The organism is Streptomyces sp. NPDC052109, assembly GCF_040680195.1.
Lineage (GTDB): Bacteria > Actinomycetota > Actinomycetes > Streptomycetales > Streptomycetaceae > Streptomyces.
Map to the genome: position 1 here is coordinate 295,486 of NZ_JBFAWF010000007.1, position 11,869 is coordinate 307,354.

An 11,869-nucleotide genomic window follows, 5' to 3' on the forward strand; every position below is an offset into this window, starting at 1 on the left:
CGTGTTGTCCTCCCGTTACTCTGGGTTGTCCGCGAGGGATCTCGCCGCCCGGACGCAGTGGGCGAGCGCCTGGCGTGCGTAGGCAGGGGAAGCGCCCGCCAGACCGCACGCCGGGGTGACCGTGACCGCCTCCGTGAGCAGCCCCGGATGCAGCCCCAGCCTGCGCCACAGCGTCCTGACACCCATGACGCTACCGGCAGGGTCTGACAATGGACCGTCCGTCCCCGGCACGACACCGGTGAACAGCCGCGTGCCGCCCTCGACGGCCTCGCCGATCGCGTCGTCGTCACGTTCGGTGAGCAGCGAGAAGTCGAAGGAGACGCCTGCCGCGCCGGCCCTGCGCAGCAGGGCGAACGGCACGTCGGGCGCGCAGGAGTGGACGATCACGGGTCCCCCGTGGACCGCGATCACCTCGCGCAGGGTGGCCTCCACGACCTGCCGGTCCACGGCCCGGTGCGTGCGGTAGCCGCTGGCGGTACGGACCTGTCCGCGCAGGACGGCGGTGAGGGAGGGCTCGTCGAGCTGGAGGAGGAGCCGGGCGCCCGGGACACGGCGGTGGACCTCGGCGAGATGGAGGCGCAGGCCCTCGGTGAGGGAGGCGGCGAGGTCGCGGCAGGCACCTGCGTCGGAGAGGGCGGCCTCGCCGTTCTTCAGCTCCAGCGCGGCGGCGAGCGTCCAGGGGCCGACCGCCTGCACCTTCAGGTCGCCCTCGTATCCCTGCGTGAACTCCTCCAGGGCGTCCAGGTCCTCCCGCAGCCAGGACCGCGCCCGCTTGGTGTCCCGGCCCGGCCGGTCGCCGACGCGCCAGCCGCTGGGCTCCACGCGCGCGTACAGCTCGACGAGCATCCCGGCGGTACGGCCGATCATGTCGGCGCCGGGTCCGCGCGCGGGCAGCTCGGGCAGGAAGGGGAAGTCCTCGAAGCTGCCGGTGACCGTCTTGGCCGCTTCCCGGGTGTCGCCGCCGGGCATGGACCCCACTCCGGTGGCCGGGGGGAACCTCATCTGGGTGCTCTCACTCACTCCGGCAGGGTATGCCGTGGCCGCACCAGGGGCTCCACCTCCTCACCGTCCGCCGGATGCGATGCCGCCGCAGAAGGACGAGTACGCGCAGTTTCGCCAGGGCCGCCGGGTCCAAGTCCTCCCCCACGACCGGCCGTTCGGCGAGCGGGGTGCCCGGGCCCAGGCCGCCCGGGACCAGCGCGGCCTCGGTCCGGGACCAGACCTCGGCCGGCCTGTCCCGGATCCCGGCACCGCCCGCCGCGCTCACCGACCCGGCCGCACCGTCAGGTCGTTCACCTCGGCGTCCCTGGGCAGGTCCAGGGCCAGGAGGATCGTCGTGGCGACCGACTCGGGGTCGATCCACTGCGAGGCGTCGTACTCCTTGCCCTCCTGCTGGTGGACCTTGGCCTGCATGGGGCTGGCCGTGCGGCCGGGGTAGACCGAGGTGATCCGGACGCCGTTCGCGTGCTCCTCGTGCCGCAGGGAGTCGGCGAGGGCCTTCAGGCCGTGCTTGGAGGCGGCGTACGCGGACCAGCCGGCGTGGGCGTTGAGACCGGCGCCGGAGTTGACGAAGACCACGTGGCCGCGGGCGGCGCGGAGCTGTGGCAGGAAGTGCCGGGTCAGCTCGGCGGGGGCGATCAGGTTGACGTTGAGCTGGTGGCGCCAGGACTTGGGGGTCAGGTCGCCGACCTCGCCCAGCTCCACGACTCCGGCGATGTGGAGCAGGGAGTCCACGCGGTCCGGGAGGGTCTGGTGGGAGAAGGCCCAGGAGAGCTTGTCCGGGTCCGCGAGGTCGCCCACCAGGGTGCGGGCGCCGGGGAACTCGGCCGCGAGTTCCTTCGCGCGGCCCGCGTCGCGCGCGTGCAGGACGAGCTGGTCCCCACGCGCGTGCAGACGACGGGCGACGGCGGCGCCGATGCCGGACCCGGCGCCGGTGATCACATGAGTAGCCATGCCCGCCATGCTCGCATCAGCGGTTGCTCAGCGACTCCTCCAGGTAGGCCAGCGCGCCGACCGGCTCCTCGGCGAAGAAGACCAGCTCGGACAGCGGGCGGGGCAGGAAGCCCTCGTCCTCCATGCGCCGGAACTGCTGCTGGAGACCGTCGTAGAAGCCCGCGGTGTTCAGCAGGACGACCGGCTTCTCGGTGCGGCCGTGCTTCTTCAGCTCCAGGATCTCGGTGGCCTCGTCCAGCGTGCCGGTGCCGCCCACCATGATCACCACGGCGTCGGCCTTCTCCAGCAGCAGCTTCTTGCGTTCGGCGAGGTCGCCGGCGATGACCATCTCGTCGGCGCCGGGCCGCGCCTTGTTGGCGAGGAACTCCACGGACACGCCGAGCAGTCTGCCGCCCGCCTCCTGCACCCCGTCGGCGACGACCTTCATCAGACCGACGTTGGAACCGCCCCACACCAGGGTGTGACCGGCCTTGCCGATCAGTTCCGCGAACTCGCGCGCGGGGCGCGTGTAACGCTCGTCGAGGTCGGCGGCGGACAGGAAGACGCAGATGTTCATGGCCCCTACGGTACGGCCGCGCCGCACCGTCGTACCGGCCGGGAAGAAGAGCGGGCCCGCCGGTGCTGTCCTGGTATGGCCCAAGGACACACGATCACCATCGAGAAGAGCGAGCAGCACGTGCGCGTGGTGCACGGCGACCAGGTGCTCGCGGAGACCGACCGCCCGCTGGTGCTGCGCGAGACGGGCTGTCCGGAGCGGTACTACATCCCCGCCCAGGACGTACGCCTCGACCTGCTGACCCCGTCCGACACCCACACCGTGTGCCCGTTCAAGGGCACGGCGTCCTACTGGTCGCTCCCGGACGCGCCGGACCTGGTGTGGGCCTACCCGGACCCGAAGCCGGGCGTGGCGGAAATAAAGGATCACTACTGCTTCTACCACGTCGACGTGTCGTGAGCGATGAGTCCATGCCGGTACGGCAGTCTGCACCGGCATGGACAACAAGACGTCTTCACGCGACGGGACCGACCTCGCGTACCAAGTGACCGGCCGGGGACCGACGGTGATCCTGGTGAGCGGCGCGATGTCCACCGGGGGCACCCTGGCACCCCTGGCCGAGCGGATCGCGGACCGCTGCACGGCCGTCGTCTACGACCGCAGGGGCCGTGGCGCGAGCGGTGACACGAAGCCGTACGAGGTCGAACGCGAGGTCGAGGACCTGGCCGCGCTGCTCGACGCCGTGGGCGGCGATGCGGCGCTGTTCGGGGTGTCCTCGGGCGGTGCGCTGGTGCTCGAGGCGGTGGCGAGCGGGTTGCCGGCCGGCCGCGCCGCCGTGTACGAGGTGCCGTACGCGGACTTCCTGCCTGGCGGCGCCGAGCGGGAGGCCCGGTACAAGGCGCAGCTGACCAAGGCGCTCGCGGAGGGCCGGCGCGGGGACGCGGTGGAGCTCTTCCTGCGGCTGACGGGCCTGGCCGAGGAGATGATCCAGCGCGCCCGCCAGTCGCCGATGTGGGCCGGTATGGAGGCCGTCGCGCCCAGTCTCGCCCACGACGACGCGGTCATGGGCGACGGACTGCTTCCGCGGGAACGACTCGCCGCGATCTCCGTCCCCGTGCTGGCGTTGGCGGGCGGTGCCAGCCCGGAGTGGATGCGCGAGGCGGTCCGGGAGATCGCAGGGACGGTGCCCGACTGCGCGTACCGCGAGCTGGAGGGCCAGACACACATGGTGGAGCCGGAGGTGCTGGGTCCGGTGCTCGCGGAGTTCGTCGCGGGCTGAGTGCGCGAGGTCGCCGCTTCGCGGAGTGAGCGACTTCTATACCGCGGCCGTGGCGCGCGTGGTCGACGCGATCGTCGCCGAGCCGACCACGCGCGTGCCGTCGTACAGGACGATCGCCTGGCCGGGGGCGACACCGCGGACGGGTTCGGTGAAGGTCACGCGCAGCTCGCCGTCGGCCGGTTCCACGGTGACCTCCGTCTCGCCGCCGTGGGCGCGCAGCTGGGCGGTGTAGGTGCCGGGGGCGGTGGGCGCGGTGCCGCACCAGCGGGGCTTGATCGCGGTCAGGGCGCTGACGTCCAGGGCGGACGCCGGGCCGACGGTCACGGTGTTCGTCACCGGTGAGATGTCGAGGACGTAGCGGGGCTTGCCGTCGGGGGCCGGGGTGCCGATCCTGAGGCCCTTGCGCTGGCCGATGGTGAAGCCGTACGCGCCCTCGTGCGTGCCCAGCCTGGCGCCGGACTCGTCGACGATGTCGCCCTCGGCCTTGCCGAGCCGCCGGGCGAGGAAGCCCTGGGTGTCGCCGTCGGCGATGAAGCAGATGTCGTGCGAGTCGGGCTTCTTGGCGACCGCGAGGCCCCGGCGCTCGGCCTCGGCGCGGATCTCCTCCTTGGTGGTGATCGTGTCGCCGAGCGGGAACATGGCGTGGGCGAGCTGCTGCTCGTCCAGCACACCGAGGACGTACGACTGGTCCTTCGCCATGTCGGAGGCGCGGTGCAGCTCGCGGGAGCCGTCCTCGCGCACGATCACCTTGGCGTAGTGGCCGGTGCAGACGGCGTCGAAGCCGAGGGCCAGCGCCTTGTCGAGCAGCGCGGCGAACTTGATCTTCTCGTTGCAGCGCAGGCACGGGTTGGGGGTGCGGCCGGCCTCGTACTCGGCGACGAAGTCCTCGACGACGTCCTCGCGGAAGCGGTCGGCGAGGTCCCAGACGTAGAACGGGATGCCGATGACGTCGGCCGCGCGGCGGGCGTCACGCGAGTCCTCGATGGTGCAACAGCCCCGCGCACCGGTCCGGAAGGACTGCGGGTTCGCGGAGAGCGCGAGGTGGACGCCGGTGACGTCGTGGCCGGCTTCCGCGGCGCGCGCGGCGGCGACGGCGGAGTCGACTCCACCGGACATGGCGGCGAGGACGCGGAGGGGGCGCTGCGGGGTCTCAGTCATAGCCCTTCCAGGGTACGGGGCCGCGGGAACCCGGGGCGCCGGATGTCCGTTGACGATCACACGGGGTGGAAGCGGGGCGCTCGGTCGGGGCGCGGACGGGGGCGGGCATGAGCGACGCGGATCGGCGGCTGGGGCGGCGGGCCCTGCTCCTCGGCGGCGCCGCGGCCGCCGTGGGCTCGGCGGCGCTGGCCCGGGGGGAGCTGGCGCATCTGTGGTGGCGGCTGCCCGGGGTGGAGAAGCCCAGGGTGGCGGGTGCGGTGGACTTCCGGGGCGCACGCTGGGTGCCGGCCTCGCCCGCCAACTACCGGCGGGCGAACCGGCCGGACGACTACACGATCGACCGGGTCGTCGTCCATGTCACACAGGGCGGCTACGCGAGCGCGGTGAAGGTCTTCCAGGACCCGGCACACGGCGCGGCGGCGCATTACGTGGTGCGCCGGGACGGCCGGATCACCCAGCTGGTGCGGGAGCTCGACGTGGCCTTCCACGCGGGCAACCGGGAGTACAACGAACGCAGTGTCGGCATCGAGCACGAGGGCTTCGTGGACGACGCCGCGTCCTTCACGGACGCCATGTACACGTCCTCGGCGCGGCTGACGGCGGCGATATGCGGGCGGTACGGCATACCCGTGGACCGCGAGCACATCATCGGGCACGTGCAGGTGCCGGGCACGGACCACATGGATCCGGGGCCGCACTGGGACTGGGAGCGATATTTGAAAAAAATCAAGGAATAGCTCTTTTTTGTCCGGTATGCGGCGTTCTATTCTTTTCGTAGGCCTACGAGACGAGTGAGGGAGTTCAAGCGGAGTAGCCGACTTCAGCGCGAGATACCTGTTCTCTTGAACGAGAGGTACATCGTCTCCGCTGGTGCCGACATCGACGCTCGGACTGAGAGGCCGAAAGGTCGCAAGGACTGGACCTGACGGCGACCCCCATTACCTGATCCGGACAATACCGGCGAAGGGAACCCGCCTCGTAGGTCGCTCGCGTGTCAGCTGAGCCCTGCGGCCCGGGCGCGCTCCACCGCCGGGCCGATCGCCTCGGCGACCGCCTCGACGTCCGCCTCCGTGGAGGTGTGACCGAGGGAGAAGCGCAGGGTGCCGCGGGCGAGGTCCGGGTCGGTACCGGTGGCGAGCAGCACATGGCTGGGCTGGGCGACGCCCGCGGTGCAGGCGGAGCCGGTCGAGCACTCGATGCCCTGGGCGTCCAGCAGGAGCAGCAGGGAATCGCCCTCGCAGCCGGGGAAGGTGAAGTGCGCGTTGGCCGGCAGCCGGCCCTCGGGTGCGGGGTCACCGCCGAGGATCGCGTCCGGCACGGCCGTGACGACGGCGTCGGTCAACTGGTCGCGCAGGGCGCCGATCTCCCGGGCGAACCACTCCCGCCGCTCGGTGGCGAGCCGGCCGGCGACGGCGAACGAGGCGATGACGGGGACGTCGAGGGTGCCGGAGCGGACGTGCCGCTCCTGACCGCCGCCGTGCAGCACGGGGACGGGGGTGTGGTCGCGGCCGAGCAGCAGCGCGCCGATGCCGTACGGGCCGCCGATCTTGTGGCCGGAGACGGTCATCGCGGCGAGACCGGAGGTGGCGAAGTCGACCGGCACCTGACCGAATGCCTGGACCGCGTCGGCGTGCATCGGGATACCGAACTCGGCAGCGGCCTCGGCGAGTTCGCGGACCGGCAGGATCGTGCCGATCTCGTTGTTGGCCCACATGACGGTGACCAGGGCGACGTCGTCGGGATTGCGGGCGATGGCCTCGCGCAGGACGTCGGGGTGGACGCGGCCGTAGGAGTCGACGGGGAGGTACTCGACCGTCGCGCCCTCGTGTTCGCCGAGCCAGTGGACGGCGTCGAGGACGGCATGGTGCTCGACCGGGCTGGCCAGGACGCGGGTACGGGCCGGGTCGGCGTCGCGGCGGGACCAGTACAGGCCCTTGACGGCGAGGTTGTCGGCCTCGGTGCCGCCCGAGGTGAAGACGACCTCGCTGGGGCGGGCGCCGAGCGCTTCCGCGAGGGTTTCGCGGGATTCCTCGACCGTACGGCGGGCCTTCCGGCCGGACGCGTGGAGGGAGGAGGCATTGCCCGTGATGCTCAACTGGGCGGTCAGGGCCTCTGCCGCCTCCGGGAGCATCGGGGTTGTCGCGGCGTGGTCGAGGTAAGCCATGGTGAGCCCGATTCTACGGGGCCCCCGCGGTGGGCTTTGGCCCCGGATACGAGTGGGGGCGGGCTTGCGGGCCCTGGTGGCGCGGTACCGCTCACCGGTGCGCCCGGCCCGCGTCCCACCGGGACCAGGTGGCGCGGTGCCCGGCGCCGTAGGCCGTGCCCGCCCTCCCCACTCGCGGGTTCGCTCGAGCGGGAGGGGCCCCGTCGCCCCAGCGGTCAGGCGGTGGGTCGGGTCACAGGCTCCACGACAGGGTGTGGGAGACCTGCATGGCGATGACCAGCACGGCCAGGTCGGCCACGCCCAGGGTGAGGCCCAGGAGGGCTCGGCCGCGGCGGGCGGTGCCGCGCCAGAGGGCGACGGCGGCCAGGACGATGGCGATCGGGCCGAGGAAGATGTTGAGGACGAGCAGGCCGAGAAGGCCCAGGATGAAGGACGCCACGGCCATGCCGTCGGCGTCCCGCGTGACCGGGCGGCCGTTGTCGCGGGTCGTGACCGGTGCGGTGAGTTGCATGGTGCTCAGCTCCTGGAAGTCGTGGCGGACGGTCAGTTGGCCGACGTGCGGCGCCGGCGGCCGTGGCGCTCGCGGATCGCGAAGATGCCGAGCCAGACGGCGATGACGGCGGCGACGACCGCGGTGACGGTCAGCGGCGCATGGGCCACGGTGCCCAGCACGACACCGAGCAGCATGAGCGCGGCGACGAGGAACAGCATGGGATCAGATCCCCCTCCGAGATGCCCCGTAGCGGGCCGGTGTGAAGTTTCGGTGAACAGTTGTAGTAACACTTGTTCACTGACTTCTACTCTAACCCCGCTCACGGCTTTTCAATTCCAGAGAACAGTTGTTAACTGGATGACATGAGTCACACCCTCGGCATCCGGCAGGCCCAGAAACAGAAGACCAGGCAGGCGTTCCTCGACGCGGCGCTCGCGCTGCTGGAGGAGCAGAGCCTGAGCAGCCTGGGCCTGCGCGAGGTCACCCGGGCCGTCGGCGTCGCACCGACCGCCTTCTACCGGCACTTCCGGTCCACCGCCGACCTCGGTGTCGCGCTGGTCGACGAGGCGCTGGGCAGCCTGCATCCGATGGTGCGGACGACGGTGTCCGCGGCGGGCGACAGCGAGGAACGCATCGCGCGCGCCATCGAGTTGATCGCCCGCCACGTGGACGCGTACCCCGCACATGTCCGGTTTATCGCCCGGGAGCGACACGGCGGGGTGCAGCCGGTGCGGGAGGCCATCCAGGCCCAACTGCTCCGCTTCGCCGAGGAGGTCAAGGCCGAGCTGGCCAAGGACCCCGAGGCGGCGGACTGGAACGACGACGACCTGCTGATGCTCGCGCACCTCTACGTCGACCAGATGCTCATCACCGCCTCGCTGTTTCTGGAGGCCCTCGAGGCCCCGGCGGAGGAACGGGAACGCGTCACCCACCTCGCCACCCGGCAGCTGCGGCTCATCACCATCGGCCGCAGCCACTGGCTGGACCGGGCGCACTGAGGCGCCCGGGCACCCGGCAGGGGGCGGCGCACGCGTGGCCGTGCCGCCCCCCTGCCGTCGTACGGCCCCCGGGCCCGGCCCTTCGCCTTCGCTCAGCCCTGCTGGGCCTGTCCCCCGGCCTGCCCCCCGCCCGGGCCGCCGCAGCCGCCGAAGCCGCCCTTCCGGCCCGCCCCTCCGCTCGGCACACCCGAGGGCATCCCCGACGGCCTGCCGCTCGGCCTGGCCGTGGGCCCACCGGACGGCATCCCGCTCGGGCGGTGCCGGAGGGCGCCGCCGGTGGGCATGCCGGACGGCCTTTGACAGCGCTGCTGCTGACCGGAACCGCCGCTGCCGGAGGAGGACGAGTCACCCGAGCCGCACGCGGTCAGCAACAGGGGGGACAACGAGAGCAGGGCGACGGCGGGGAGGAGTCGGGCACGCTTCATGGGAGTCAGCTCCGGGGAGATGAGGAAGTCCTGAGGGGCCGCACTCAACCAACCGTGTCTGAGGGCGCCTTGGGACCGCCCTGTGCCTCCGCTGTCAATGCGGGGCCGCGTCCGGTTCCTGGTACAGGGCCGTGACGGAGCGGGCCGCCGCCAGCAGTTCCGCGCGGGCCTCGGGCGGATCGACGAGTTCCACCTGGTCGGAGAAGGCGAGGAGCTGGCGGACCGCGCGCAGCACCGGATAGGTCAGCCGGGCGGTGACCCATTCGCTCTCGCCGTCGTCGTCGGGCGGGCCCGATAGATCGGCGGCCACGATCCGCTGGAACAGGTCCAGCCGCTCGCGCCGTACCCGCACGGTGACGTCGACCCCGCCCTTCCGCTCCTCCACCCGGCGGCGCAGCACCTCCCAGAGGTCGGCGAGCTCGACGCCGGGGCGGCGCCGTACGGGCTCGTCCAGCGTCCGGGCCGAGCGGATCCGGTCGGCCCGGAACAGCCGCGGGACACCCCGCCGGTCGGCGGCCAGGTACCAGACCCCGGCCTTGGCGACCAGGCCGTACGGGTCGACGGTGTACGTACGCGGTTCCCGCACCCCGCTGTGCCGGTACCGCAACCTCAGGCGCCGGTCGGAGAAGACCGCGTCCTGGAGCACCTCCAGGTCGACGGCCTGCTGGGGGCCGCTCTTCCAGCGGGTGGCGTCGACCAGGATGCGACGGCTGGTCACCTCGGCGGCGGGCCGGTGCGGCGCCGGCAGCGCGGCCATCACCTTGCGCAGGGCCGAGCCCAGGGCCGCGTCGAGGCCGAGCGCGGCGTGGGCGCCCTGCGCGGCCAGGATGAACAGCGCGCGGGACTCGTCGGCGGTCAGTCCGGTGACGTCGGTACGGAAACCGGCGAGGAGTTCGATGCCGCCGTGCCGGCCGCGCTCGGCGTACACCGGGACGCCGGACGCCGACAGCGCGTCGACGTCCCGGTAGATGGTGCGGACCGACACCTCCAGCCGGTCGGCGAGTTCACGCGCCGGGACGCGGCCCCGGGTCTGCAGGAGCAGCAGGATCGACAGCAGCCGGTCGGACTTCACGGGCCCAGAATCCCGCCCGCTGCGGGCTCTTCGCAAATGTTGACGGAGCCTGTCAGGTTATTGCGCGATCCTCGTCTCACCGACTCACGGAGAGGGATCCCATGACCACCACCCGCTTCACCGACCCGCGCCCCGTCTACACCCGCGCCACCGAGCAGGCGGCGGCCCTGATCAAGACCGTGCGCCCCGACCGTCTCACCGCCCCTACGCCCTGTTCCGAGTTCGACGTGCGGGCCCTGCTGAGCCACATGGTCGGGGGCACCCGGCGGATCGCGGTGGTCGGGGAGGGCGGTGACGGCCTCGCGGTGCGGCCCGTGGCCGACGGCGTCGCCGACGAGGAGTGGGCCCAGGCCTACGACGAGGTGCGCGCCCGGGTGCTGAAGGCCTGGGCGAGCGACGAGCGGATGACGGCCCCGGTGCGGGTGCCCTGGGGCGAGGTGCCGGGTCACGCGGCGCTCTCCGGGTATGTGATGGAGATCGTCACCCACACCTGGGACCTCGCCGAGGCCCTCGGCCACCCGCTCGAACTCGACCCGGAGCTGGCCGAGTTCGCGCTCGCCACCGCCCGCACGGTCCTGCCGGACTCCCGGCCGCGGGACGCCGAGACGCCCTTCGACAGCCGCCGCGAAACGTCCGAAGGCGCCGGAGCCTACGAACAGTTGGCGGCCTGGCTGGGCCGCACCCCACTGGACCGGGCCTGACCCGCACCGATCGACCGGGCCGGGCCGGGCCCGTTCGGCCCGGCCAGGGCAGGGCTCGGGCACTCAGGACGGCTGGGGACGGCGGACGACGGAGAGTGGCGGCCGGTTCGAGTGACCTCCGGCTCGGGTGACGGCCGGGTCGGCGCCGCCGGCCGCCCTCGTCGTGTTCGCTAGCCGTCGCTGCGGACAGGACGGTGTACGCCCAGTCCCGCCGGCCGAGCCGTCGCGGACCTCCCTCAGCCCAGCCTGACGCGTGCCAGCTGGCGGGACTGGGCGACCAGGCGGTCCTCGCTGTCCCAGACCTCGGCGTCCTCCTCCAGAAAGCCGCCGGCCAGGTTGCGGGTGGTGATGGACACCCGCAGCGGGCCGGGAGCCGGGCGGTGGCGCACGTGAACGGTGAGTTCCACCGTCGGGACCCAGCCCTTGAGGCCCAGCTCGAAGGCCGTCGGCGGCAGCGCGTCCACCGCCAGCAACAGCGACAAGGGGTCCGGGTCGCGGCCGTCGGCCAGGCCGAACCAGGCGCGCATCTCCCCCTTGCCGGAGGGGGCGCCCAGGGCCCAGCCGAGGGTCGCGGGGTCCAGCTTGAGCATGAGGCGGTCGGCGATGGCCGAGCTGCCCTCGACCGGGGCGGGACCGTCCTCGGGGCCGAAGCACTGGTCCAGCGGCGGGATCGGGGGCGGCGTCGCGGTCGTGCGGACGTCGTCGGGCAGGGCGGTGAGGTCGCCGTAGGAGGCCAGGACGCGGATGCGTTCCACCTCGTTGCCCTCGTCGTCGTACTGGAAGAGCGAGGCCTGGCCGGTGGAGAGGGTGCGGCCGGCGCGGACGGTCTCGGAGCGGATGACCGCCGGGCCGGGCCGCGAGGCGGTGAGGTAGTGCGCGGAGATGGTGAAGGGGTCCGGGTGCGGGAGGGTGTCCGCGAGGGCCCGGCCGAGCACGGCCAGCAGATAGCCGCCGTTGACGGCGCTGATGATGGTCCAGCCGGCGGAGAGGTCGATGTCGTGGACACCGGGCTCGCGCCGGACGACCGCGGTGTCGCGGTCGAACTCACTGTCGCCGATCAGGGCCCGCTCAGGGGAGGACACGGAAGCTGCTTCTGGCATGCATGAACCGTACAACAAGCAATTACTAAG

At 72.5% G+C, this 11,869-nt stretch carries 14 protein-coding genes; 5 read left to right on the top strand and 9 right to left on the bottom strand.

Translation table 11 applies throughout. From position 1 onward, the window contains the following. Positions 1-15: 15 nt before the first annotated feature. The 3 genes from AB0L59_RS17795 to AB0L59_RS17805 form a co-directional block, all read right to left on the bottom strand. The gene (locus tag AB0L59_RS17795) at positions 16-1,002 is read right to left on the bottom strand and encodes a methionine synthase (protein ID WP_365584376.1); all 987 of its coding nucleotides are present in this window, start codon (positions 1,000-1,002) and stop codon (positions 16-18) included. Between the two features lie 261 nt (positions 1,003-1,263). Continuing rightward, positions 1,264-1,962 carry an SDR family oxidoreductase gene (locus tag AB0L59_RS17800; RefSeq protein ID WP_365584168.1) on the bottom strand — a complete coding sequence of 233 codons (699 nt, stop codon included), beginning with the start codon at positions 1,960-1,962 and terminating at the stop codon, positions 1,264-1,266. Positions 1,963-1,969: 7 nt separating this feature from the next. Continuing rightward, positions 1,970-2,509, bottom strand: a complete 540-nt coding sequence (locus AB0L59_RS17805; protein ID WP_365584171.1) for a TIGR00730 family Rossman fold protein — start codon at positions 2,507-2,509, stop codon at positions 1,970-1,972. A 75-nt stretch (positions 2,510-2,584) separates the two neighbouring features. On the opposite strand from AB0L59_RS17805, the gene AB0L59_RS17810 reads away from it, so the two are divergent. Both AB0L59_RS17810 and AB0L59_RS17815 read left to right on the top strand, forming a co-directional pair. Beyond that, positions 2,585-2,908, top strand: a complete 324-nt coding sequence (locus AB0L59_RS17810) for a DUF427 domain-containing protein (protein ID WP_365584173.1) — start codon at positions 2,585-2,587, stop codon at positions 2,906-2,908. A gap of 37 nt (positions 2,909-2,945) precedes the next feature. Next, a complete protein-coding gene (locus AB0L59_RS17815) occupies positions 2,946-3,728 on the top strand; it encodes an alpha/beta hydrolase (protein WP_365584176.1) in 783 nt (260 codons plus the stop codon). A gap of 36 nt (positions 3,729-3,764) precedes the next feature. On the opposite strand, the gene mnmA is transcribed toward AB0L59_RS17815, so the two are convergent. Further along, positions 3,765-4,886, bottom strand: a complete 1,122-nt coding sequence (gene mnmA, locus AB0L59_RS17820; RefSeq protein ID WP_365584179.1) for a tRNA 2-thiouridine(34) synthase MnmA — start codon at positions 4,884-4,886, stop codon at positions 3,765-3,767. A gap of 107 nt (positions 4,887-4,993) precedes the next feature. Between mnmA and AB0L59_RS17825 the strand changes: the two genes are divergently transcribed. Further along, positions 4,994-5,623 carry an N-acetylmuramoyl-L-alanine amidase gene (locus AB0L59_RS17825; RefSeq protein ID WP_365584182.1) on the top strand — a complete coding sequence of 210 codons (630 nt, stop codon included), beginning with the start codon at positions 4,994-4,996 and terminating at the stop codon, positions 5,621-5,623. A gap of 257 nt (positions 5,624-5,880) precedes the next feature. On the opposite strand, the gene AB0L59_RS17830 is transcribed toward AB0L59_RS17825, so the two are convergent. The 3 genes from AB0L59_RS17830 to AB0L59_RS17840 all read right to left on the bottom strand — a co-directional run bounded on the left by AB0L59_RS17830 (position 5,881) and on the right by AB0L59_RS17840 (position 7,761). Further along, positions 5,881-7,050, bottom strand: a complete 1,170-nt coding sequence (locus AB0L59_RS17830; protein ID WP_365584185.1) for a cysteine desulfurase family protein — start codon at positions 7,048-7,050, stop codon at positions 5,881-5,883. A 232-nt stretch (positions 7,051-7,282) separates the two neighbouring features. After that, the gene (locus tag AB0L59_RS17835) at positions 7,283-7,561 is read right to left on the bottom strand and encodes a DUF4190 domain-containing protein (protein WP_365584187.1); all 279 of its coding nucleotides are present in this window, start codon (positions 7,559-7,561) and stop codon (positions 7,283-7,285) included. Positions 7,562-7,593: 32 nt separating this feature from the next. After that, positions 7,594-7,761, bottom strand: coding sequence for a hypothetical protein (locus AB0L59_RS17840; RefSeq protein ID WP_365584190.1), 168 nt, complete (start codon positions 7,759-7,761; stop codon positions 7,594-7,596). A gap of 144 nt (positions 7,762-7,905) precedes the next feature. Between AB0L59_RS17840 and AB0L59_RS17845 the strand changes: the two genes are divergently transcribed. Next, positions 7,906-8,541 (top strand): TetR family transcriptional regulator, encoded by a 636-nt coding sequence (locus AB0L59_RS17845; protein WP_365584192.1) that lies wholly within the window; start codon positions 7,906-7,908, stop codon positions 8,539-8,541. A gap of 519 nt (positions 8,542-9,060) precedes the next feature. On the opposite strand, the gene AB0L59_RS17850 is transcribed toward AB0L59_RS17845, so the two are convergent. Then, a complete protein-coding gene (locus tag AB0L59_RS17850; RefSeq protein ID WP_365584194.1) occupies positions 9,061-10,038 on the bottom strand; it encodes a WYL domain-containing protein in 978 nt (325 codons plus the stop codon). Between the two features lie 101 nt (positions 10,039-10,139). Here AB0L59_RS17850 and AB0L59_RS17855 point away from each other — a divergent pair, with 101 nt between their 5' ends. Beyond that, on the top strand, positions 10,140-10,739 hold the full coding sequence (locus tag AB0L59_RS17855; protein WP_365584197.1) for a TIGR03086 family metal-binding protein: 600 nt from the start codon (positions 10,140-10,142) through the stop codon (positions 10,737-10,739). Positions 10,740-10,975: 236 nt separating this feature from the next. On the opposite strand, the gene AB0L59_RS17860 is transcribed toward AB0L59_RS17855, so the two are convergent. After that, positions 10,976-11,839 (bottom strand): thioesterase family protein, encoded by an 864-nt coding sequence (locus AB0L59_RS17860; RefSeq protein ID WP_365584200.1) that lies wholly within the window; start codon positions 11,837-11,839, stop codon positions 10,976-10,978. Between the last annotated feature and the right edge of the window lie 30 nt (positions 11,840-11,869).